18 protein-coding genes, 1 tRNA gene and 1 other RNA gene are annotated in these 23,192 nt (G+C 68.3%); 10 read left to right on the forward strand and 10 right to left on the reverse strand.

Features of this window, described 5'->3' with window-relative positions; translation table 11 throughout:
* Positions 1 to 314: 314 nt before the first annotated feature.
* Positions 315 to 689: a transfer-messenger RNA gene (gene ssrA, locus VET29_RS12810) on the reverse strand.
* 163 nt (positions 690 to 852) lie between these two features.
* On the opposite strand from ssrA, the gene VET29_RS12815 reads away from it, so the two are divergent.
* The 5 genes from VET29_RS12815 (at position 853) to VET29_RS12835 (ending at position 5,866) form a co-directional block, all read left to right on the forward strand.
* Complete coding sequence (locus tag VET29_RS12815; RefSeq protein WP_324919497.1) at positions 853 to 1,572, forward strand: sensor domain-containing protein; 720 nt, start codon at positions 853 to 855, stop codon at positions 1,570 to 1,572.
* 350 nt (positions 1,573 to 1,922) lie between these two features.
* Positions 1,923 to 3,005, forward strand: coding sequence for a sensor histidine kinase (locus VET29_RS12820; RefSeq protein ID WP_324919569.1), 1,083 nt, complete (start codon positions 1,923 to 1,925; stop codon positions 3,003 to 3,005).
* On the forward strand, positions 2,993 to 3,637 hold the full coding sequence (locus VET29_RS12825) for a response regulator transcription factor (protein ID WP_324919499.1): 645 nt from the start codon (positions 2,993 to 2,995) through the stop codon (positions 3,635 to 3,637). The genes VET29_RS12820 and VET29_RS12825 overlap by 13 nt, the downstream gene beginning before the upstream one ends.
* A 72-nt stretch (positions 3,638 to 3,709) precedes the next feature.
* A complete protein-coding gene (locus tag VET29_RS12830; RefSeq protein WP_324919501.1) occupies positions 3,710 to 4,300 on the forward strand; it encodes a TetR/AcrR family transcriptional regulator in 591 nt (196 codons plus the stop codon).
* Positions 4,301 to 4,366: 66 nt separating this feature from the next.
* Positions 4,367 to 5,866: an FAD-dependent oxidoreductase gene (locus tag VET29_RS12835; RefSeq protein WP_324919503.1), complete on the forward strand. Its 1,500-nt coding sequence runs from the start codon at positions 4,367 to 4,369 to the stop codon at positions 5,864 to 5,866.
* Between the two features lie 42 nt (positions 5,867 to 5,908).
* Here the strand turns inward: VET29_RS12835 and lon are convergent, their stop codons facing one another.
* From lon to ftsE, 5 genes are all read right to left on the reverse strand, one after another.
* On the reverse strand, positions 5,909 to 8,290 hold the full coding sequence (gene lon, locus VET29_RS12840; protein ID WP_324919505.1) for an endopeptidase La: 2,382 nt from the start codon (positions 8,288 to 8,290) through the stop codon (positions 5,909 to 5,911).
* Positions 8,291 to 8,382: 92 nt separating this feature from the next.
* Positions 8,383 to 9,279 carry an amidohydrolase family protein gene (locus VET29_RS12845; protein WP_324919507.1) on the reverse strand — a complete coding sequence of 299 codons (897 nt, stop codon included), beginning with the start codon at positions 9,277 to 9,279 and terminating at the stop codon, positions 8,383 to 8,385.
* Positions 9,276 to 9,752 (reverse strand): SsrA-binding protein SmpB, encoded by a 477-nt coding sequence (smpB, locus tag VET29_RS12850; RefSeq protein WP_324919509.1) that lies wholly within the window; start codon positions 9,750 to 9,752, stop codon positions 9,276 to 9,278. The genes VET29_RS12845 and smpB overlap by 4 nt, the downstream gene beginning before the upstream one ends.
* Before the next feature lie 33 nt (positions 9,753 to 9,785).
* Positions 9,786 to 10,688 (reverse strand): permease-like cell division protein FtsX, encoded by a 903-nt coding sequence (gene ftsX / locus VET29_RS12855; RefSeq protein ID WP_324919511.1) that lies wholly within the window; start codon positions 10,686 to 10,688, stop codon positions 9,786 to 9,788.
* A 49-nt stretch (positions 10,689 to 10,737) separates the two neighbouring features.
* On the reverse strand, positions 10,738 to 11,427 hold the full coding sequence (ftsE, locus tag VET29_RS12860) for a cell division ATP-binding protein FtsE (protein WP_324919513.1): 690 nt from the start codon (positions 11,425 to 11,427) through the stop codon (positions 10,738 to 10,740).
* 90 nt (positions 11,428 to 11,517) lie between these two features.
* On the opposite strand from ftsE, the gene VET29_RS12865 reads away from it, so the two are divergent.
* Positions 11,518 to 12,144: a class I SAM-dependent methyltransferase gene (locus tag VET29_RS12865; RefSeq protein ID WP_324919515.1), complete on the forward strand. Its 627-nt coding sequence runs from the start codon at positions 11,518 to 11,520 to the stop codon at positions 12,142 to 12,144.
* On the opposite strand, the gene prfB is transcribed toward VET29_RS12865, so the two are convergent.
* Positions 12,139 to 13,248: a peptide chain release factor 2 gene (gene prfB, locus VET29_RS12870; RefSeq protein WP_324919517.1), complete on the reverse strand. Its 1,110-nt coding sequence runs from the start codon at positions 13,246 to 13,248 to the stop codon at positions 12,139 to 12,141. The genes VET29_RS12865 and prfB overlap by 6 nt on opposite strands.
* Before the next feature lie 51 nt (positions 13,249 to 13,299).
* Positions 13,300 to 13,800 carry a PadR family transcriptional regulator gene (locus VET29_RS12875; RefSeq protein WP_324919519.1) on the reverse strand — a complete coding sequence of 167 codons (501 nt, stop codon included), beginning with the start codon at positions 13,798 to 13,800 and terminating at the stop codon, positions 13,300 to 13,302.
* Between the two features lie 977 nt (positions 13,801 to 14,777).
* Between VET29_RS12875 and VET29_RS12880 the strand changes: the two genes are divergently transcribed.
* Both VET29_RS12880 and VET29_RS12885 read left to right on the forward strand, forming a co-directional pair.
* A tRNA-Met gene (locus VET29_RS12880) sits at positions 14,778 to 14,851 on the forward strand.
* Between the two features lie 1,159 nt (positions 14,852 to 16,010).
* A complete protein-coding gene (locus VET29_RS12885) occupies positions 16,011 to 16,412 on the forward strand; it encodes an Lsr2 family protein (protein ID WP_324919521.1) in 402 nt (133 codons plus the stop codon).
* A 408-nt stretch (positions 16,413 to 16,820) separates the two neighbouring features.
* Here the strand turns inward: VET29_RS12885 and VET29_RS12890 are convergent, their stop codons facing one another.
* Positions 16,821 to 19,775: a UPF0182 family protein gene (locus tag VET29_RS12890; protein WP_324919523.1), complete on the reverse strand. Its 2,955-nt coding sequence runs from the start codon at positions 19,773 to 19,775 to the stop codon at positions 16,821 to 16,823.
* A 134-nt stretch (positions 19,776 to 19,909) separates the two neighbouring features.
* Between VET29_RS12890 and VET29_RS12895 the strand changes: the two genes are divergently transcribed.
* Positions 19,910 to 20,434, forward strand: a complete 525-nt coding sequence (locus tag VET29_RS12895) for a PPA1309 family protein (protein WP_324919525.1) — start codon at positions 19,910 to 19,912, stop codon at positions 20,432 to 20,434.
* Between the two features lie 154 nt (positions 20,435 to 20,588).
* On the opposite strand, the gene VET29_RS12900 is transcribed toward VET29_RS12895, so the two are convergent.
* Positions 20,589 to 21,704, reverse strand: a complete 1,116-nt coding sequence (locus VET29_RS12900; RefSeq protein ID WP_324919527.1) for a PDZ domain-containing protein — start codon at positions 21,702 to 21,704, stop codon at positions 20,589 to 20,591.
* A gap of 80 nt (positions 21,705 to 21,784) precedes the next feature.
* On the opposite strand from VET29_RS12900, the gene VET29_RS12905 reads away from it, so the two are divergent.
* The gene (locus tag VET29_RS12905) at positions 21,785 to 23,107 is read left to right on the forward strand and encodes a zinc-dependent metalloprotease (protein WP_324919530.1); all 1,323 of its coding nucleotides are present in this window, start codon (positions 21,785 to 21,787) and stop codon (positions 23,105 to 23,107) included.
* Positions 23,108 to 23,192 lie beyond the last annotated feature (85 nt).

The raw sequence follows: 23,192 nt of genomic DNA on the forward strand, positions 1-23,192 counted from the left end.
CCCCCAAAAGCCGGCCCCAAGCCACAAGGGAAGGCAAGGGAAAAATGCAAGGCCGAAGGCCACAAGACAGAAGGCCCACAAGACAGAAAGACCGCAAGACCGAAGGACCGCAAGACCGAAGGCTCCGCCTCGGCCATCCCCCAGCAGACCCCCCACCAAACAGACCCAGCAGGGCCCACCAAACGCCCAACACCCAACGCAACCGAGCTGGGTCAGAACACCCCGCACCGTGGGGCCTGCGGGGGTCGCCCCCGCAACAAAATGACGGCCGACCCGGCGAGCTTGCACCGCAAGCGAGCAGGGTCGGCCAGAGGTCGTGGAGGTGCCGGGAATCGAACCCGGGTCCTCTGTCGCTTCAACAAGGCTTCTCCGTGCGCAGTTCACCTTGCCTCTACTCGGCCCCGCCGGTCATGTGAACAAGCCGGTGTGACGGGCCCAGCCGCTGTGGGTGTCCCATCTCGGGTCCGCGGCCGACCCGAGACAGTGAGCCTCCTAGCTGATGCCGGCAGACCGGGTCGGAGGCGACCCCGGGCCGACAGACATCGCTACTCGCTCAGGCGGCGAGAGCGACGTCGCGCTGGGAATTAACCTTGGCGCTTATTGGTTTGCGGCGACGCTTGAGGTGGCCATCCGCCTGCACCTGCACGCTTCCCTTGAATCAACGTCCAGAGTCGAAACCGTTCACCCCCTCGTGGTGACTATGTCCCACTCAGTTTAACCCGCGCGGGCCGCCGGATCATCCCGGTTACCCCGAGGTAGGGAAAACCCCACCCCGAACTCTGCGGTACACCGCATGGTCCCCGCCCTCCCGGCCCGCCATCCTGGTCTCATCACCCCTGAAGGAGACCAGCCATGACCACCACCCAGCGCGACGGCACCCGGCCGAACCCGCCACTCCTGGGCTCGCTCGCGTACCTGGCGATGAACCTGCCGATCGGGATCGGAACGTTCGTCTTCGTGGTGACGAGCATGTCGATCGGCGTCAGCACGCTGATCATCTGGGTCGGCCTCGCCGTACTGGCGGTCGCCATGCTGGTCATGCGCGGCCTGGCGACCCTGGAACGCCTTCGGGTGCACGCCCTGCTGGGCACCTACATCGCCTCCCCGTACCGCCCGGCGCCGGAGAGGGGACGCTGGACCAGCCGCGTCAAGGACCCGGCCACCTGGAAGGACATGGCCTACCTGGTCCTGATGCTGCCGATCGGTATCGCGGAGTTCGTGATCACCCTGGTGCTGTGGTCGGGGAGCCTGTACCTGGCGCTGCTGCCCCTGTACTGGCCCTGGCTCCCGGCGGACTGGCACGGCGTGCTCTGGGATCACACGTTCGTGGCGCCGGACTCCTGGGTCGGGACGCTGCCGTTCGCCGGTCTCGGGGTTCTGTTCCTGGCGCTGGCGATCGTCGTCACGAACGCGCTCGGCACGGCCCACGCGGTGTACGCCCGCACGCTGCTCGGCCCCAGCCAGCGCCGCATCTCGAAGCTGGAGGGCCTGTCGACCGCCGGTGCGATCGACTGGAGCGACCCCTGGCCGCCCAACACCGCGCCGATGTCCTACGGACCGGTGTCCCGATGACGAGTCCCGCCCCGAAGCCACCGATCTACTTGGTCCAACCCAAGGTTCCGGTAGATGCTGACGAGGTGGCACCACACCCCGAGAACCAACCGCCGCCCGCCCAGGAGGTCACGGCTCACACGGAGCCGACCGTGTGGCCGAGCGCACCCACCTTCCCGAGTGGCCCGGCGCCTGCTCAGCCGACCCTGGACATGCCGCCCGCCTTCGCCACGCCGCTCGCCCAGCCCCTGACCCAACCACTGTCCCCGGCCGCGCCGACCCAGGTCGTCCAGACCACCGCCCGACCGGAGGACGGGGCCGAGAAGCCCCGTCCGACGCTGGTCAGCCGGGGGATCCGCGCGGCGGCGTTCATGATCGCCGGGTTCCCGCTCAACCTGGCGGCGTTCATCTTCATCGTGACGTTCTTCTCGATCGGGATCAGCACGCTGGTGATCTGGCTGGGCCTGGTCGTGCTGCTGATCGCGACCAAGACGGTCTTCGGGTTCGCGGCGGCCAACCGGGCGTTGATCCGGGGCACGCTCGGCGTGCACATCCCCACGCCGAAGATCTCCTACGGCGACACGGGCTCGTTCTGGCAACGCTACTTACGCCGGCTGACGCACCCGCAGATGTGGCGCAACCTCGCCTACCTGCTGCTCGCGTTCCCGCTGGCGTGCTTCGAGTTCCCGCTGGCGCTCGTCGGCGCGATCATCCTGCCGGTCGGCGTGTTCGTGCTGCCCGTGGTCGCCGCGGTGCACATCCTGCTGGCGCGGGCGCTGCTCGGTCCGAACGAGAACGAGGAGCTCACGCAGAAGGCCGAGCACCTGCAGGCCTCCCGGGCCCGCGGGGTCGACGCGGCGGAGGCGGAGCGGCGGCGCATCGAGCGGGACCTGCACGACGGCGCGCAGCAGCGGCTGGTCGCGGTGGCCATGGGCCTCGGCCGCGCGAAGACGAAGATGGACGCCGACCCGGAGGGCGCCAAGGCGCTGGTCGACGAGGCGCTCTCGGACGCGAAGCTCGCGGTGTCGGAACTTCGGGACCTGGCCCGCGGCATCTACCCGGCGGTCCTGGGCGACCGCGGTCTGGACGCGGCGCTGTCGTCGCTGGCCGCGAAGTGCCCGATCCCGGTCGAGGTGAACGTCCGGATCGACCCCCGCCCACCCGCTGCGGTGGAGTCCACGGCGTACTTCATCGTCGGCGAGTGCCTCACGAACATCGCGAAGCACGCCGGCGCGACCGAGGTCAGGGTCAACGCGTGGCGGGAGGAGCGGCCGACCGGCGACCTGGTGGTCGTGGAGATCACCGACGACGGTCGCGGCGGCGCCTCGATGCGGGCGGGTGGTGGGCTGTCCGGCCTCGCGGACCGGGCTGCCACGATTGACGGCGTGATGACCGTGGTGAGCCCCGTTGGCGGGCCGACAGTGATCAGGGCGGATCTTCCATGCGTGTGGTGATCGCGGAGGACTCCGTGTTGCTGCGGGCGGGCATCCAGCGCCTGCTGGCCGACGAGAACATCGAGACGGTGGCGGCCGCCGAGGACGGCGACGGGTTGCTGATCGCCGTCAGCGAGCACCGGCCGGACCTCGCGATCGTGGATGTGCGCATGCCCCCGTCGTTCACCGACGAGGGCTTGCGGGCGGCGTTGCGGGCGCGGGAGCAGCAGCCCGGCCTGCCGGTGCTGGTGCTGTCGCAGTACGTGGAGGAGCGCTACGCGGTGGAACTCCTCTCCGGCGGCGCCGGCGGAGTCGGCTACCTGCTCAAGGAGCGGGTGGCGGACGTCGCGGAGTTCGTGGACGCGGTGCACCGGGTCGCCGGGGGCGGCACCTGCATCGACCAGGAGGTGATCGCACAGCTCATGGCACGCGGTCGACGAAATCCGATCGACGTGCTCACTCCTCGGGAGCGTGAGGTGCTCGGGTTGATGGCGCAGGGGCTGACCAACGTCGCCATCGCGAAGACGCTCACGGTGTCGGACGGGGCCGTGGAGAAGCATGTCGGGAATATCTTTTCCAAGTTGGGGCTAGAACCCAGTGCCGAGGAGCATCGCCGGGTCCGGGCCGTGTTGACGTTCTTGGAGCGCGCGTAGCCGCCCCCGCACCCGTCAAACTTTCCGGATCGGAAAGTTTGCAAAGTTGGCAAGTTTGGGTACTGTGGTGGCATGGTCGGGCTTCGGGAGCGGAAGAAGCGGGAGACGCGTCTCGCGCTCAGCTACGCGACCATTCGCCTGGCCATCGAGCGTGGCTGGGACAACGTCTCGGTCGAGGACATCGCCGCCGAGGTGAATGTCTCCGAGCGCACCTTTCGAAACTATTTCGCCAGTAAGGCCGAGGCCGTCGTGGCCACGCATGTCGAACGGGGCCAACGCATTGCCGAGGCACTTCAGGCGCGGCCGGCCGAAGAGGAGATCTGGGACGCGCTCGTCAACGCCGTGCTGTCGCAGTTCGAGTTCGCCAGTCGCCCACCGGAGGATCGTTACGCCGCCGGACTGCAGAAGCTGCTCGCGGAACCCGCCGTCCAGCACGAGGTCTTCCGGGCCCACGCCATGGCGCAGGACGAGCTGACCACCGCGATCGCCGAGCGCACGGGCACCGCGGCCGATGACCTCTATCCGCAGCTCGTCGCCTCGGTCGTCAGTGCCGGGCTCGGTACGGCGCTGACCCGTTGGACCAGGAACCCCGTCGGCACGATCACCCCATTGCTTCGCGAGGTCTTCGACCAGATTCGTGCCGGGCTTCCCGGCGCGCGCTGAACAACACACCCAGAAAAGGGCTGCTTTGCCATGCCCGAATTCGCCATGCGCAAAAGGAGAGTCACCATGGATGTCGTCATCGTCGGTGGCGGACCCAACGGTCTCATGCTTGCCTGTGAGCTGGCCCTCGGCGGCGTTCGGCCCGTCGTGATCGAGCGGCTTACCGGGCCCAGCAAGGATCCCAGGTCGAACGGTCTTGTCGGGCAGGTCGGCCGCATGGTCGACCGCCGCGGTCTGTTCGAGAGACTCGGTGGACAGCCCGGACCGCCGGTGCCCAACAGGGCCTACTTCATGTTCGCCGCTTTTCCGCTCGACCTCAGCCTTCTCGACGACAGCCCGGTCTACAACCTCGCCTCACCGGAGGTCAGGACCGTGCAGGTGTTGGAGGAACGCGCCAGGGAACTGGGTGTCGACATCCGCCGGGGGCACGAGTTCGTCGGGTTCACCCAGGACGGTGACGGTGTGACCGTGACCGTCAAAGGCAACGATGAGTACGAGTTACCCGCCAAGTACCTCGTGGGCGCTGACGGGGCGCACAGCCCGGTTCGGAAGGCCGCCGGTATCGGCTTTCCTGGCATCACCCTCAACCGGCTCACCAGCCGCCACGCGCATGCCACCGTGCCGGCGGAATGGCTCGATCCGGCGAGCGGCACGCTCGACGTCCCCGGTCACGGGCCCGTCCGGCCGTTCCTGCCGGTCCGCACCGACCACGGCGGGTTCACCTACGCCCCGCTCCCCGGTCGCCCGGCCCTGATCGCCACCAGTGAGTGGGACGAGCCGGCATCCGACGAGCCCATGACCCTCGACGAGATGCGCGCGAGCATCAACCGGGTGCTCGGTGCGGACGTCCCCATCGGACCGCCGCCCGGTGACGGACCCCACGTGCTCCGGCGGCTCCAGGGCGGCAACAGCCGCGTCGCCGAGCGGTACCGCGACGGCCGGGTGTTCCTCGTCGGTGACGCCGCGCATGTCTTCGTCGCCGGTGGCACCGGGTTGAACCTCGGCATGCAGGACGCCATCAACCTGGGGTGGAAGCTCGCCGCCGCGCTCACCGGCGGCACGGACGTCCTCGACACCTACGAGACCGAGCGCCGCCCGATCGCCGACCGGACCATCATGTTCTCCCGGGCCCAGACCGCCCTGCTCGCACCGGGCGACGAGGTCACCGGACTGCGCACGCTGTTCGGCGAGTTGCTCGGTCAACCCGCTGTCGTGCGGGCGGTCGCGGACCTCGTCGCCGGGGCGGACGTCCGTTACCCGGTCGGTGCCGGCGCGCACCCGCTCGCCGGGTGGCCCGCACCCGACCTCGACCTCCGCACCGCACAAGGGACCGTTCGGCTCGCCGAGCTGGTCCGTGACGCGAAGCCGTTGCTGATCGACCTCTCCCGAGGTGACCTGAGCGCCGACGGCGTCGACACCGTGCACGCCACCGCCGACACCGAGATCACCGCGCTCCTGCTCCGCCCGGACTCCTATGTCGCGTGGGCCTCGACCGATCCGCACCCCGACTCGCGGGCGCTCCGGCGAACCGCCCGCGAGTGGTTCGGGGTTCCCGTCAACGCATAGGAAAAGGCCCTCGCCGAACCCGGCGAGGGCCTCTCCACCAACTCAGGCGGCCACCGTCGCGGCGGTCGTGGCCGGGCCGAGTGCCACGGCCAGCACCTCACGGACGTCGGTCGCCAGGTGGACGGTCAGCTCGTCCAGCACCGCCGAAGGCACGTCCTCCAGGTCCGGCTCGTTCCGCTTGGGCAGCACCACATCCGTGATCCCGGCGCGGTGCGCGGCGAGCAGCTTCTGCTTCACGCCACCGATCGGGAGTACCCGTCCGGTCAGCGACACCTCACCGGTCATCGCCACGTCCGACCGCACAGGGCGGCCCGACAGCAGCGACGCGAGCGCGGTCGTCATCGTGACGCCCGCCGACGGCCCGTCCTTCGGCACGGCACCCGCCGGGACGTGGATGTGCACGCCCTGCTCGGCCAGTGACGAGACCGGGACGTCCAGGTCGGAGCCGTGCGAGCGCAGGTACGACAGCGCGATCTGCGCCGACTCCTTCATCACGTCGCCCAGCTGTCCGGTCAGCGTGACCCCGGTGGCGCCGGAGTCCTTCGACGCGACCGACGCCTCGACGAACAGCACGTCACCGCCCGCGCCGGTCACCGCGAGACCGGTGGCCACACCCGGCACCGCCGTGCGTTCCGCCGACTCCGGCGTGAACTTCGGCTGGCCGAGGTAGGTCCGCAGCGAACCGGTGTCCACGGTCAGCGGCAGCGACTCCGAGTCGAGCGCGAGCGACGCGGTGATCTTGCGGAGCACCCGCGCGATCGACCGCTCCAGCTGCCGGACACCGGCCTCCCGCGTGTACTCGCCGGCCATCAGCCGCAGCGCGTCGTCGGTCAGCTTGACCTCGTCGGCGCCCAGCCCCGCACGTTCGAGCTGCCGCGGCAGCAGGTGGTCGCGGGCGATGACGACCTTCTCGTCCTCGGTGTAGCCGTCGAGCCTGACCAGCTCCATGCGGTCGAGCAGCGGCGCCGGGATCGACTCGATGACGTTCGCGGTCGCGAGGAACACCACGTCCGACAGGTCCAGCTCGACCTCGAGGTAGTGGTCGCGGAACGTGTGGTTCTGCGCCGGGTCGAGGACCTCCAGCAGCGCGGCGGTCGGGTCGCCCCGGTAGTCGGAGCCGACCTTGTCGATCTCGTCCAGCAGCACCACCGGGTTCATCGAGCCGGCCTCGGCGACGGCCCGCACGATCCGGCCGGGCAGCGCGCCGACGTACGTGCGCCGGTGCCCGCGGATCTCGGCCTCGTCGCGGATGCCGCCGAGGGCGACGCGGACGAACTTGCGGCCCATGGCCCGCGCGACCGACTCACCCAGGGACGTCTTGCCGACCCCGGGAGGACCGGCGAGCGCCAGCACGGCGCCGCTGCGCCGTCCGCCGACGACACCCAGGCCACGCTCCTCGCGGCGCTTGCGCACGGCCAGGTACTCGATGATGCGTTCCTTCACGTCGTCGAGCCCGGCGTGGTCGGCGTCGAGGATCTCCCGCGCGCCCCTGATGTCGTAGGCGTCGTCGGTCCGCGTGTTCCACGGCAGCTCCAGCACCGTGTCGAGCCAGGTCCGGATCCAGCCCACCTCGGGTGACTGGTCGGACGTGCGCTCCAGCTTGTCGACCTCGGCCAGCGCGGCGTCGCGCACCTTCGCCGGCAGGTCGGCGGCCTCGACGCGGGCGCGGTAGTCCTGCTCCTCGGTCTCGGGCTTGCCGTCCAGCTCGGCCAGCTCCTTGCGGATGGCACTGAGCTGCTGGCGCAGCAGGAACTCCCGCTGCTGCTTCTCCATGCCCTCCTGGACGTCCTTGCGGATGGTCTCCGCGACGTCCATCTCGGCCAGGTGGTCGCGGGTCCATTCGAGCAGCTTCTCGAGCCGTTCGGTGGTGTCCAGCGTCTCGAGCAGCCAGAGCTTCTTGTCGTTCTCGAAGTAGGGCGCGTAGCCGGCCATGTCGGCCAGCGCGGACGGGTCGGACTCGGACTGCACCGAGTCGATCACCTGGTACGCGCCACGCTCCTGAAGCATGGTGATGACGAGCGCCTTGTACTCCTTGGCCAGCTCGTTCGTGCGGCCGGTCGCCGGGGCCGGTTCGGCCACCTCGACCTCGACCCACAGCGCGGCGCCGGGGCCGGTGGTGCCGGCGCCGATGCGTACGCGCTCGGTCCCGCGGACCACGGCGGCCCGCTCGCCACCCGGCATGCGGCCGACCTGCTCGACGATGCCGAGCACACCGACCTTCGCGTACTTCCCGTCCAGGCGCGGCACCATCACCACGCGTGGCTTCTCCCCCGCTGCCTGGCCGGTCGAGCCGGCCTGCGCGGCCTCCACCGCGGCGCGGACGTCGGTCCCGTCGGTGCCGGCCATGCGGATCGGCACGACCATCCCCGGCAGGAGCACCGTGTCGTCCAGCGGCAGCACCGGGAGCGTCAGCGACTCTGCCATGAGTTCACCCTCCAAAGTTGAGTCTGTTCTGCTCAACCTCCGGCGGGCCGTGGTTGTTTCCTAGATCCGTTCGCTGTGAGCAAAGCCCGGCATCAGGACAGGGCGAGCAGCCGTCGCGGGGTGTCCCACAGCACCGCGCGCAGGAACGGCTCACCCAGCCGGTCGTCGGCGAAAGCCCAGGTGGCGATGGCCCTGAGCTGGGTGGCGTAGTCGTACGGGATGCTCGGGAAGTCGGTGCCGAGCGCGACCCGGTCGGCGATTCCGGCCAGCCGCGCTGGCCAGTCCGCCGGCAGCTGCTCGGCCGCCCCGTTGAACGGGACGCCGACCATCGTGGTGTCGATGTGCACGCCCGGATACCGCGCGACCAGGTCCAGCGCGAGCCCGATCTCCGGGGTGCCGGCATGTGCCAGCACGGCCACGAGCCGCGGGTGCCTGCGCAGCACCTCCTCGAACACGTCGAGGCCCGTGTGCTTGCCGGGCACCGGCCCGTGCCCGCAGTGGATGACGACCGGCACACCCGCCTCGGCGAGCAGTCCCCACGCGGCGTCGAGCAACGGGTCGCGCGGGTCGTAGCCACCGACCTGGACGTGCGACTTCACGCAGCGAACGCCCTGGTCGAGGGCCTGTGCCAGGTAGTCGCCGACGCCGGGTTCGGCGAAGAACGTGGCGGTCGGCACGGCCTCCGGCACGGCCGCGGCGAAGTCCCGCACCCACTCGTTGAGCCACGCGGCCATGTCCGGCTTGTGCGGGTAGACGAGCGGCGCGAAGTTCCGGACGCCCAGGTCACGGAGGACCCGCAGGCGCTCGTCGACCGGCAGCCGGTAGTGAATGGGCCACTCGGTGCCGTAGTGCGCGGCGGCCTCGTCGAAGTACGCCCAGACCTTGCGCTGGACCGGGTCGGGCAGGAAGTGCAGGTGCAGGTCGGTCAGCCCGGGAAGTCCCAGCGACTCGGTGAACGCCGGCACCTCCTGGTCGGCCCCGGGAGTCAATACCGCCCCTTGAGCGCCCGCCCGTGCGCGCGCGAGATCTCCCGCTCCGCGTCCCGCTTGGCGAGCGACTGCCGCTTGTCGTACTCCTTCTTGCCCTTGCCCAGCGCGAGCTCGACCTTGACCTTGCCGTCCTTGAAGTACAGGGACAGCGGCACCAGCGACAGGCCACCCTCACGGGTCTTGCCGATGAGGCGTTCGATCTCGCCCCGGTGCAGCAGGAGCTTGCGGGTGCGGCGCGGTGTGTGGTTGGTCCACGTGCCGAGCACGTACTCCGGGATGTGCAGGTTGCGCAGCCACACCTCGCCGTCGTCGACCGTGGCGAACGCGTCCACGAGCGACGCCCGGCCGAGGCGCAGCGACTTGACCTCGGTGCCCATCAGGGCGATCCCGGCCTCGTACGTGTCCAGGATCGTGTAATCGTGCCGAGCCTTGCGGTTCTGCGCGATTACCTTCTGGCCACGTTCCTTCGACATGATGACAACTCTACGTGTCCACGCACGCCGTTATCACTGGCGCACGTACAGGCGCAGGGTGACATAGCCGGTGACCGCCGAGATGCCGATGGCGGTGAGCAGCAGCCACGGCGATATCAGCAGGATGTCGATCCCCTCGATCGGTCTGATTACCCCGGCCGCGAACGGTCCTGCGAGCAACGAGTCGAGGAACCAGAGCTTCGCGAGCACCAGCAGCCCGATCGCGAGGACGGCGCCGATGACGCCGGCGACCACCGCTTCCAGGAGGAACGGGAGCTGGGTGTACCAGCGGGTCGCGCCGACCAGGCGCATGATGCCGACCTCGGTTCGCCTGGTGAAGGCGGAGACCTGGACGGTGTTGGAGATCAGCAGCAGCGCCGCGACGGCCTGGATGAGCGCGACCACGAACGTCAGGTTCCGGACGCCGTTGAGCGCGTCGAAGAAGCGGTCCAGGAACTCGCTCTGGTCGGCGACCGACTCCACGCCGACCCGGCCGGAGAACGTCTGGATGATCACCTGCGGCCGGTCCGGGTTGACCAGCTTGACGTTGAACGACGCCGGCAGCGCCTGCGGCCTGGCGAGCTTCACGAGCTCCGGCTGCGAGGCGAAGATCTCCTTGAAGCGCTTGTAGGCCTGGTCGCGGTTCTCGTACTGGACCGTCTCGACCGCCGGGTCGTTCTCCAGGGCGGATCGCAGGCCCTTGCACGGGTCGTCGGCGCAGCCCTTGTCGTTCGCGCTGATGTCGTCGGTCAGATAGACCTGGACCTGCAGTTTGTCCTCGTAGACAGCCTGGGTCTTGTCGATCATCCGCACGACGAGGAGGCCGCCCCCGAGCAGGAGCAGCGAGACCATCGTGGTGAGGATCATCGCGACGGTCATCGTCACGTTCCGGCGGAGGCCGGTGAGGACCTCACTGAGGACGAAGCTGGCACGCATCGGGAGAAAGCGTCCTTAGTTCGGGGCGGGAGGGGGTGTGGGGGTCCAACTAACGGCCTACGCCGTAAACCCCTCGTGAGTCGTCACGCACGACCTGGCCGAGGGACAGTTCGACCACCCGGCGCCGCATGGAGTCGACGATCGAGTGGTCGTGGGTCGCCATCAGCACGGTCGTGCCGGTTCGGTTGATCCGCTCCAGCAGCAGCATGATGTCCTGGCTGGTGTCGGGGTCCAGGTTTCCGGTCGGCTCGTCGGCGAGCAGCATGAGCGGCCGGTTGACGAAGGCGCGCGCGATCGCGACGCGCTGCTGCTCACCACCGGACAGCTCGTGCGGCATGCGGTTGGCCTTGCCCTCGAGCCCCACCAGCTCGAGCACCTCGGGCACCACCTTGCGGATGGTGTTGCGCGGCTTGCCGATGACCTCGAGCGCGAACGCGACGTTCTCCGCGACGGTCTTGTTGTGCAGCAGCCGGAAGTCCTGGAAGACGCAGCCGATGGACTGGCGCAGGCGGGGGACCCTGCGCCGGGACATCCGGACGACGTCGAAGTTCGCCACGTAGACCCGGCCCTTGGTGGGCACCTCCTCACGCAGCAGGAGGCGGAGGAAGGTCGACTTTCCCGAGCCGGACGCGCCGATGAGGAAGACGAACTCACCCTTGTCCATCTCAACGGAGACGTCCTCCAACGCGGGTCGCGTGGAGGTCTTGTACACCTTCGAAACGTGCTCGAGCCGAATCACGAGGCGGGAGTCTACCTCCGACCGTTATCGAGCTGTTGCATTGGTAGTCCCCTGCCGTGACCAGCGACGATCGCCGGTAATTTACCGGCCGTGCGCACGGACGACTGGTTGGCCGACACCCGCACCTCCTACGACACCGTCGCGGCCGACTATGCCGACGTCGTGCGGGCCTCGCTCGCCCGCGACCCGTACCTGCGTGGGGCACTGGCGATGTTCGCCGGCATGGTCGAGGACGGGCCGGTCGTCGACGTGGGATGTGGCCCAGGTCACGTCACAGCCCATCTGCGGGACCTGGGCGTGGACGCGTTCGGTGTCGACCTCTCCCCCGGGATGGTGGCGGTGGCCCGCCGGAACCACCCCGGCCCGCGGTTCGAGGTCGGCTCGATGACGGACCTGGACCTGCCCGACGCCTCGGTCGCGGGCCTGCTCGCCTGGTGGTCGCTGATCCACGTGCCCGACGAGCTGGTGGCGACCGTCTTCGGGCAGTTCCGGCGCGTGCTGCGACTCGGCGGCCCGGTGCTGCTCGGCTTTCACGTCGGCGACGAGTCGCGGTTGAAGACCGAGGGTTATGGCGGCCATCCGATGAAGGTGCACGTCCACCTCCGCCGGCCCGACCGGGTGGCCGGCTGGCTGCGTGACGCCGGGTTCACGGTGGAGGCCCGGCTGCTGCTCGGCACCGATGAGCAGCCGAGTGCGTTGCTGTTCGCGCGGCTATGAGTCGGAGCTGGTGCGGCGCCAGCGGATGCCCGCCTCCAGGAAGCCGTCGATCTCGCCGTCCAGGACGCTGGAGGGGTTGCCGACCTCGTACTCGGTCCGCAGGTCCTTCACCATCTGGTACGGGTGCAGCACGTAGGAACGCATCTGGTTGCCCCACGACGAGCCGCCGTCGCCCTTGAGCGCGTCCATCTCGGCGCGCTCCTCCTGCCGCTTGCGCTCCAGCAGCTTCGCCTGGAGGACCCGCATGGCGGCGGCCTTGTTCTGGATCTGCGACTTCTCGTTCTGGCAGGACACCACGATGCCGGTCGGCAGGTGCGTGATGCGGACCGCGGAGTCGGTCGTGTTCACGCTCTGCCCACCGGGGCCCGACGAGCGGAACACGTCGATCCGGATGTCCTTCTCCGGGATGTCGACGTGGTCGACGGCCTCGACGAACGGCAGCACCTCGACCCCGGCGAACGAGGTCTGGCGGCGGCCCTGGTTGTCGAACGGCGAGATGCGGACGAGCCGGTGCGTGCCCTGCTCGACGGACAGCGTCCCGTACGCGTAGGGGGCGTCGACCTTGAACGTGGCCGACTTGATGCCCGCCTCCTCCGCGTAGGAGGTGTCGTAGACCTCGGTCGAGTAGCCGTGGCGCTCGGCCCAGCGCAGGTACATGCGCAGCAGCATCTCCGCCCAGTCGGCGGCGTCGACTCCGCCGGCCTCGGAGCGGATGGTGACGATGGCGTCGCGCTCGTCGTACTCGCCGGACAGCAGCGTGCGGACCTCGATGGAGGCGATGTCGGCACGCAGCCGCTCACGCTCCGTGTCGGCCTCGGCGTGCGTCTCACCGTCAGCGCCCTCTTCCTCGGCGAGCTCGTAGAGCACCCAGAGGTCGTCGAGACGCTGTCGCAGTTCTTCGATTTTTCGCAGCTCACTCTGCTTGTGCGAGAGCTGGCTGGTGACCTTCTGCGCTGACTCGGGGTCGTCCCACAAGTCGGGACGGGCAGCCTGCTCCCCCAGGTCGGCGATCTGCTTGCGCAGGCCGTCCAGGTCCAGGACCGCCTCGACACTCGCGAGGGTCTCGGACAGTTGGGTCAGGTCAGCTGCGACGTCCGGGTTCACGTTATGAGAATCTACCGTGAACCCGCACGCCGCCCGCTTGTGGCGACCGGTTCAGGAGGTCGGGATGGAGTCGAGCAGCTTGAGCACCGCTCGCGCACGAGCCACACCGAACTCCGCGATCGCCTTCGAGTAAGCGCCGTCAGCCGACTTGACCGCGGTCTTCGCCGCCTCGTGCTCGTCGGAGTAGACCTTCTTGGCCGACTCGATGAGCGCGGCCCGCTGCTTCGCCGTCAGGGCGTCCGCGTGGACGAGACGGAGGATCAGCGGGCTGCGAAGGTGGTCGGGGCCGGGCTCGCTGCCGAGCCAGGCCTTGAACGCCTTCTTGCCTGCGGCGGTCACCAGGTACTGCTGGCTCGACCGCGGCCCCTGCTTGCCGAGCCGGACGAGGCCGGCGTCGGCGAGTGCGGGGAGCTCGCGGTAAACCTGAGACCGGGTGACACTGAAGAACGACCCAAATCGATCACGGGCAGCCGAGACCAATTGCCCACCAGTAGCCGGACCTTCGTGCAGCAGCCCCAAGAGGGCCGCCGCAGTTGCATTCAGTTCAGACACCTTACCACCGTGCCACGAATGGGCGGCGCTGTCCACAGTGGCCGAGCATCTGTCCACTGTGGCTAGTAGGCCGTTTGACCGTCTGTTGAGCCGTGTTCTAGTCGCACAGTATGCCGGCGGAGACCGATCCCCAAGGGAGCCAAGGAATCCTTCGCATCGCAAAGCACCTTGCCCTTACACACCACCAGCAAGCCTCGTACCAGGGCAAACAACAAACCACGGTCGGCGGCGAGGTCGCACCCGAACCCACAAACGCGACGAACGAGCCTTGATCAGCGGTGGGATCCCTTCGCACATTTTGGACTTCCTCGACCGTTCCGAGACCGATGATCGGCCCAGAATTCAGCGCTACTCCATCCGGGTAAAGATGTATGAGATGCCGAGAAGAGAATGCTCCGTTCGCGACAGATCCGGCCACCACACCGGACCCCGGGTAACGTCGAGTCCAGTGTGGACTCCGGGTGGACAGTCCTGCACGCAGACAGGTGCACGTGCAGGCGACGCGTGCAGTGAGCGAAAGAACCCAAGCGGCAGAACACCTACACCGCCAAACGGTCTACAGAGCCGGTTGTCCAAGCCGGACTGGAAAATCGCGAGTACCAAATTCCGCGTTAAGTCGAGACTTTCGGACCACCAGGTCCGCCCAGGACAACACCCATCACCCGGAGAGACCCGATCCATCCGGGTGAGACAGACCATCTTGGGACGAACCCGGCCCGCGAGTGGTTCAGACCTCCCGAAACCCGTCCCGGGACCACCCAACTGGACGCTCGCGACCCCCTCCCGACTACGCGTCCCCTCATCTCCCCCTCCCCCACCCGGCTGTTCACCTCTGACACCCCCATCCACTCGTCCGTCGACACCACACAGCGATCACCGCACAGCGCCCAGCCAGGCATGTTTGCCCAGGTCAACCCCAATAAGACCCCCCGGTGAAACCCCTTCGTCAACCCCGCGTATAGTTACAAACACAACGACGCGGGGTGGAGCAGCTCGGTAGCTCGCTGGGCTCATAACCCAGAGGTCGCAGGTTCGAATCCTGTCCCCGCTACAGAGTAAGAGGGCCCGATCTGCAGGTGCGCAGACCGGGCCCTCTTTCTATTCCTGTGGGAGCGCCCCCTCTGCCCCACCCTCTGCCCCCGGCCGACGCCTTCACCCTCGAACCCCTCATCACCGCGTCTGCCGATCCACCCCAGCGTCCCTTTGTCGCCGTCCCCTCATGACGCCTCACAAGCCGGGATAGGCAACTCTCCTCATCCACCCAAAGCGCCAGCACCTTCATCCCATCCGGGCACTGCCCGGGGGTGATGACGCACGCTCAGACGTCCGTGACCCGCCTCCGTCCCATACGCCGACTCCCATACCCACCCCGACTTCCCCACCGCGGCGCCCTCGTCCGATATCCGGCTCCTCTGCCGCCTTCCCCAGTGCGCCCGTCCCCAGCTCCGGTGTGGTCCCTTCTCAGGGGTCCGTTCCATACCCCGATCCGCTCCCTTCCCTCTTCTCTCCCGACCGGTCTTCCAACGCTCCGCTCGCATACCGCGATTTTCGCTTTCGATGCCTCTCATTCCCGCCGCCCGCGCGATCCTCTCCACCGCGGATCAGGCCAGCCGGAAGGCGTCTTCTCGACCATGTCGACGGATCTTCCTTCGACACACATCCTCACCGGCGATTCGGGCTGGTCAGAGGGCTTATCCACCCCCGACCACCCTTCCGGGATCCCCTCGACCAATTCAGCCGCGCCCGGGAAATGACCTGGACAGCCACCCGTCCCATTCCGGGTGCGTCCCCACTCGGTCGCGTCTCTCCGCTGGAGGGCTCAACGGACGTTCATTGGTATCCATGCCGCCGAACAGCCGCACGTTCGCCGGGTCTCCCACCCCCATCTACCAGCACCTATCCCCTCGTTGAGGTCGACAGGTCGCCGTCGCCGGAGCCCTTTACCCGCCCGGTCGGTGCGCAAGGTCACAGTCCCTCTCCTTTGGACTCGACCGAATTGAGGCCCTGGTGAATTGAATGCGCCAGGCAGCCGAAAACGACTGCGGGGAGCGCTCACGTAGGCGAGTCGCGATCGGACTGACGGGGGCACTGGTCGTCCCGTTCGTTTCGGGCGCGGCACCATTCTTTGCTAGTGTGCCGACACACAAACCAACGGGGTTGCACGTATCACGTATGTCGTGGTGCAACGGCGTCCAAGGGAGAGCAGCCAGATGGCGCAGAAGGTATTGGTACAACTCGTCGACGACCTGGACGGCACCAGCGCGGAGGACGTCGCGACGGTCCTGTTCGGGTTGGACGGCGTCAGCTACGAGATCGACCTCTCGGACACCAACGCCGAGCGGTTGCGGGACAGCCTGGCCGAGTTCGTCGACTCGGCGCGGCGTACCGGCGGTCGGGTCAAGCGGGGCGTCCGGCCGGCGCAGTCCGGCAAGGCGAGTGGTTCTGGCGAGGCGGGGCAGATCCGCGAGTGGGCCCTGGAGAACGGCTTCGAGCTGGCCGGACGCGGCCGCATTCCATCGCACGTGGTCGAGGCCTACAAGGAGGCCCAGGAAGAGGCGAAGGCGACCACCAAGGCCGCCCCGAAGCGGCGGACTCGCGCGAAGAAGAGCTGAACTGACGAGCGCGGATGCTGGGAGCCGCGCTCGTCAGCCACCTGACACCGGTTGTCGCGGTGTCACGGCGCCGATCGTCCACAGTGGATAACTGGCTCTCCCCGACCACCGTCGCGATAGCGCCCGATGTCCCATGACGCGAAGCACGGTCTCCTGACTGCTGGAGACCGTGCTTTTTTTGCGCTCCCGAAAACTTGCGCTCGGCAAATGTCGGACCGCCCTGATCGACACCCCGTCGCCGGACGCTGGACCATGCGCTTGGAAAGCCGCACTCAACGCCTTCGACCTCGCCTTCGACGGACGCCCGTCCACCAGCGTGGCCGAGTTGATGGCCCAGGCCTTGGTCCTTGCGGACGAAAACGCGGTCTTCCCGATCAGGCTCGGGAAGACCGCGCATCCGGTCAAGGCTCAGCGGCCGCTCTTCGCCGCCTGGTAGTCGTTGATGGCCTTCTGCAGTGCCGCCAGCGCTGTGCCCTGGGCGCCGAAGTCACCGGACTGCTGCGCCGCCTTCAGATTGTCCAGCGCCTTGCCGATGTCCGCCACCGCCTGGTCTAGCGCCGGGTTGGCGCCGCCGCTGTCCGGTGGCGGAGTCGTCGTGCTCGACGGCGGCGGCGTGGACGTGCTGGTGCCCGACTGCCCGTCCGGTGGTTCCGTGGTGTCGGAGTTGGACTGCTGGAACGCCTCCTTTATCGCGCCCTCCAGCGTCGGCTCGAAGCCGACGTGCCCCGCGAAGTACACCAGCACCCTGGCCAGCTGCGGGAACGCGTTCTCGTCCCTCTGCTCGATGTAGATCGGTTCCACATAGAGCAGCCCGTCGGCCACCGGCAACGTCAGCAGGTTCCCATATCTGACGTTGACGTTCGGGTTGTTGAACAGCGTCCGGTTCTCGGTCACCTGGTCCGTGGTCTCGAACTCGTTCTGGACCTGGACCGGCCCCTTGGGTTGTTCGTTCGTGGGTAGTCGTAGGACCTTGAACTGCCCATAGCTCCCCGGATCCGATGACACGGACACCCATGCCGCGAGGAACTGCCGGTTCAGCAGGGTCATCGCGCTCGTGAGCTGGAACGTCGGTTGCGAGTCGCCGGGTGCCTGCGCCAGCACGTAGTACGGCGGTTGGTTCGGCGCCGTCCCGCCGGCCTCGTTGTTGTTGACCGTCGGGTCCGGCGGCACGCTCCAGAACGTCCGCGTCGAGAAGAACTGCGCCGCGCGGTCCTTGCCTTCCACGTGGTACTGCGCGAGCAGGTCGCGCTGCACCTTGAACAGGTCCTCCGGGTAGCGGAAGTGCTCACTCAGCGACTTGGGGATCGCGCCGTGCTTCACGGTGCCGGGGAAGATGCTCTCCCAGGCCTTGAGCACCGGGTCCTTGTCGTCGATCGAGTACAGCGTCACCGTGCCGTCGAACGCGTCGACGGTGGCCTTCACGGAGTTCCGGATGTAGCTGATGTCCCGGTTGTCCTGCCGCGCCACGCCGGTCAGCGTGTCGGAGGTGACCTCGCCGAGCGGGGTGCGCTGCGCGTACGGGTAGTTCTCGAGCGTGGTGTAGCCGTCGACGATCCACTTGATGCGGCCGTCGACCACCGCCGGGTACGGGTCGCCGTCGACGGTCAGCCACGGTGCGACCTTGCTCACGCGGGTCCGCGGGTCACGCTCGTACATGATCTTGGAGCCCGGGCCGATGTCCCCGTTGAAGAGGATGTTGGGCTCGCCGTAGTGCGCGTAGAAGACCAGGCGGTTGAACCAGCCGTCGATCGGCACGCCGCCCTTGCCCTTGTAGCGGTAGTCCTGGTCGGTGGACGTGTCGTACTCGCCGCGGGCGTTGACGATCGCGTAGTCGGTGGCGAGCTCGCCGTAGTAGACCCTCGGCTCGGTGACCGGGATGTCCATCTTCTGCTTGTTGTTGAGCGCCTCGAGGTCGCTCACGGTGAAGACCGGGTAGCCGCCCTCGCCGCTGCCGCCGGACTCCTCGCTGTAAGCGCGGTTGATCTTGTTCGCCGGTGCGGCGACGAACCCGTTGCCGTGGGTGTAGACCATGTGCTTGTTGATCCACGACGTCTGGTTGTCGACCAGCCGGGCAGAGTCGAGCTCGCGCGCGGCGACGATGTAGTCCTGTGTCTTGACGCTGCCGTCGTCGCCGCGGACCGCGTAGCGGTCGACGTCGAGCTTGGTCGGGAAGCCGTAGAAGTTCTCGCCACCCTCGCGCTGGGTGAAGGTGCGGGACAGGATGCTCGGGTCGAGCAGGCGGACGGTCGGGTCCGGGGTGTCGAGGCGTAGGTCGCTGCTGACCTGCTTGAAGGTGTTGGCGCTGACGGTCGCGTCGCCGGCGTAGTCCTCGAACTCGATCTTGTCGTCGCTGAGCCCGAACGCGTACTTGGTGGCCGCGATGTTCCGGTCGATCGACTTGGCTTCCTTGGCCGCCTCGTTCGGCTTGACGGAGAACTGCTGCAGCACCGTGGGCCATGCCCAGCCGACGAGGATGCTGGACAGGATCAGCAGCACGATCGCGATCGCCGGCAGCTGCAGGTTGCGCACGAACGCGCCGACGAAGAACGCGACCGCGCAGAACGCCGCGATGAACATCAGGATCAGCTTGGCCGGCAAAACCGCGTTCAGGTCGGTGTAGGTGGCGCCGTCGAACAGGGAGTTGCGGGTGGAGAACAGCAGCTCGTACCGCTCGAAGAAGTAGTCGACGGCGAGCACGACGACGAACAGGCCGGCAGTGACCGACAGCTGCACGCGGGCGGGCACGGAGAAGTTGTCACCCTTAACGCCGAGCCGGATGCCGCCGAAGATGTAGTGGGTGATCAGCGCGCCGATGCCGGCGATCGCGATCGAGACGAACAGCCACGTGATCAGCCAGCTGATGAACGGCAGCGTGAACGCGTAGAAGCCGATGTCCTTGCCGAACTCGGGGTCGGTCTGGCCGAACGGCACGGCGTTGAGCATGAGCTGCACCGGCTGCCAGTCCCCCTGGCCGGCCGCTCCCGCGATGGCGCCGACGACGACGGGGATGCCGATGCCGAACAGCCGCACCCGCTGCACGATCGTCGACCGGTACCGCGCGAGCGGGTCGTCGGTGCCGGAGACCGGCACGAACACCGGCCGCGACCGGTAGGCGATCCCCAGGCTCACCGCGAGCAGCCCGCCGACGAGCAACCCGAGCGCGAAGAACAGGATGATCCGCGTGACGATCACGGTGCTGAACACCGACCGGTAGCCGACCTCGCCGAACCACAGCCAGTCGACGTAGGTGTCGAGCAGCCGGGCGCCGACGATCAGCACCAGGATGAGCACACCCGCGATACTCAGCAGAATCTTCGCACGCCGGGATAGTTTGGGCATACCGATCGGGGGCCTGGTGGCCACGGTGTACTCCCTGTGTTGACCAGTGTTCTCCGCTGGACAGCTGTCCTAGATGTCCAACTCTATTCCGAGCCTGTCAGGTTCCCGTTCGGGTAGGTCGAAATAGCCGAACGCGAGAATAGGTGAGGATGGCACGCATGTCCGCGAGCCATGCCCAACACCTGTCCGCCGTAGCCCGTGAGGTCGAGGACTTCGTGTCCACGGCCGGGTGGGACCAACCGCCACAGCTGTTCGCCCTGGTCCCGACCGCTGAGCTGCTCGATGCCCAGCCCGAGTTGGCGGGCCAGGTCGACGTGGGTGCGCCGCTCACCCCGGTGGCGCAGGACGCGCTGCCGAGCGAGGACCTCGCCGAGGCGCTCGGGGGCATCATGTGGCCCGAGGCCGTGCAGGGGTGTGCCATCGCACAGGAGATCGTCGTGCTGCCGCCCGAGGTGGAGGACCGGTTGCCGGCCGGCGAGGAGACGGGCGACCAGGCCGTGCTCCAGCGCATCGCGGCCGAGCACCCCCGGCGGCGTGAGGCCCGCCTGGTGGCGGCCGTCCTGCGGGACGGCACCGCGGCGTGTGTGCTGCGCATCCGTGGCGTGAACGGCGAGGACGAGGTTGTCGAGCATCCGGAGCTGGCCCCGAACCTGACGGACGCCCTGCTGGCGACCCTGCGCTGACGGCGGTCGGGTGGCGCCGTCGCCCCGAGGGGGCGGCGACGCCGCCGACTGGTTGATCGAACGTGTGTTCCATGGCGCTCAGTCAACCAGCGATCGCCGACATGCGCGACGAAGGCGGTCCTGGTTGTGGATAACTGGGTCGGCTGTGGATAACTCAGCAGTGCGGTGGAGTGCGCCCCGCGTCGATGTCCTTCAGTGCCTCGACCGCACCGGCCAGGTTCTCGACCTTGACCAGGTCCATGCCGTCCGGCGCGTTCGACTCGGCCTCCGCGCAGTTGTCGGCCGGCACCAGGAAGGTCGTGGCGCCGTCCTCGTGGGCGGCGATGAGCTTGAAGGGGATGCCGCCGATGGGCTGCACGTTGCCCTTGACGTCGATGGCGCCGGTGCCGGCGATCGTCCGGCCGTCCTCCATCGCGCCGGGGGTGAGCGAGTCGACGATGGCAAGCGCGAAGATCAGCCCGGCCGACGGCCCGCCGACGTCCTCGAGGTGGATGTTGATCTCGAAGTCGACGTCCGCGCGGTCGGCGGGGGCGAGCCCGAGGAAGCCCTCCGGCCGGTCGTCGCTGCCGAAGTCGCTCGCCTTGCCGAGCTTGATGTCGACGGTCTTCTTCGGCTCGTTCTCGTGCTGGAAGGTGACCTTGACGGTCTGCCCGGGCTTGGTGCCCTTCAGCGCGTTGCGCACGTCCTCCTGGACGTTGATCGGGTGGCCGTTGATCTCCCACAGGCGGTCGCCAGGTTGGACGATGTTGTCGACGGGCGCCTTGCGGGTGATCTCCTGGGCGATGACCTTCACCGGCTTGTCGAGGTACCGCAGGGCCGCGGTCTCGGCGGCGCTCTGCGAGTCCTGGAACATCTTGGTGTTCTCGCGCTCCAGGTCCTCCTGCGTCTGGCCCGGGCCGAAGTACTCGTCGCGCGGCGCGAGCGCGTAGCGGCCGCTGACCCACTTGCCGAGCGCGTCGAACAGCGTGACCTCGTCGTTGATCGACACGGTGGTCATCCGCAACTGCCCTGTCGTCGGGTAGGTCTTGGTGCCGTCGACCTCGACGATGAGCTGTTTGTCGACCCTGCCGAGCGTGTTGTAGGTCGGGCCGGGTCCCAGCGACACGTACGGCACCTTCACGAACCCGCCGACCAGCGCCAGCACCGCGACGACCGCGAAGCTGGTCACCATGGTCCAGCCGCGGCGGGTCAGTCCGCGCGGCCTGTCCGTGCCCGGTTCATAACCGATTGTCCGGGGCGCTTCGGCCTGGGGCTGCGGAGAGTCACTCACGGGGTGACAGGGTACGGCCTGTTCTCCAGAAGCGAATCACCGCGCGTTACTCACGTGGCCCACCCGCGTACCGTGGACGTATGACCGAGTTTCCGTTTGGCTTCGGACCACCGAACCCGGACGACCGTGGCAAGAAGGAGTCCTCCGGCGGGGAGAACCCCGCGGAGGCGTTCAACCAGCTCGGCCAAATGCTCAGCCAGCTCGGCCAGATGCTCAGCCAGGCGGGTACTTCGGCCGGCCCGGTGAACTACGACCTGGCGAAACAGATCGCCATGCAGCGCCTGACCTCGGGTGACGTCGGGTTCAAGACGTCGACGGAGTACCAGGCCGCGGTGACCGACTCGCTGCACCTCGCCGAGATGTGGCTGGACCCCGTGACGATCCTGCCCGCCGGCGCGACGGCGGTGAAGTCGTGGACCCCTCGGGACTGGGTGGAGAACACGCTGGCGACCTGGCAACGCCTCTGCGACCCGGTGGCCCGCCGCGTGTCCGGGGCGTGGGTGGAAGCACTGCCGGCGGAGGCGAAGCAGGCAGCCGGTCCGCTGCTGTCGATGGTCGGCCAGATGGGCGGGATGGCGTTCGGCTCGCAGTTGGGCAACGCGCTGGGCCAGATGGCGTCCGAGGTCCTGACCTCGACCGACATCGGCCTGCCGCTCGGTCCCCCCGCGACGGCCGCCCTGCTGGGCGCGAACATCGAGGAGTTCACCAAGGGCCTGGAGCGTCCGAACAGCGAGGTGATGGTGTTCCTCGGTGCCCGCGAGGCCGCTCACCAGCGCCTGTTCACACACGTGCCGTGGTTGCGCCAGCGCCTGCTCGCGACCGTGGAGGAGTTCGCGAGCGGCATCCGGGTCGACACGTCCGCCCTTGAGCAGCTGGCCACCTCGATCGACCTGGAGAACCCCCAGTCGATCGAGGAGGCAATGCGCTCGGGCATGCTCGAGCCCCAGACCACCCCGGAACAGCAGACGGCTCTGACCCGGCTGGAAACACTGCTGGCCCTGGTCGAGGGCTGGGTGGACGTGGTGGTCGGCGACGCCGTGACCGATCGTCTCCCCGGCGCCGACGCCCTACGCGAGACGCTGCGCCGCAGGCGCGCCAGCGGGGGGCCGGCGGAGCAGACCTTCGCCACGTTGGTCGGCCTGGAGCTCCGCCCCCGGCGCCTTCGCGCGGCGGCGGCCCTGTGGCGTCTGGTGGGCGACCAACACGGCCTGGAGGCCCGCGACGGCATCTGGGCACACCCGGATCTCGTCCCTACCGCCGAGGACCTGGACGATCCGATGGACTTCGCGGACCGCATGGGCCGGAAGCCGGGAATCGACGACGACCCGATCGCCGCTCTGGAACGCGAGTCGAAGTCCGACGAACCCCGCACCGAGGACAAGACGGACGACAGTCAGGACTGAGCCTGCTCTGGAAGGGGTCTTTGGGCATTGCCCAAGGGCCCCTTCACGTCATTGCAGGACCCCTCACACACCCCGCCTCCAGCAG

The organism is Actinophytocola sp., from assembly GCF_035634895.1.
In the GTDB taxonomy this organism is placed as follows: domain Bacteria; phylum Actinomycetota; class Actinomycetes; order Mycobacteriales; family Pseudonocardiaceae; genus Actinophytocola.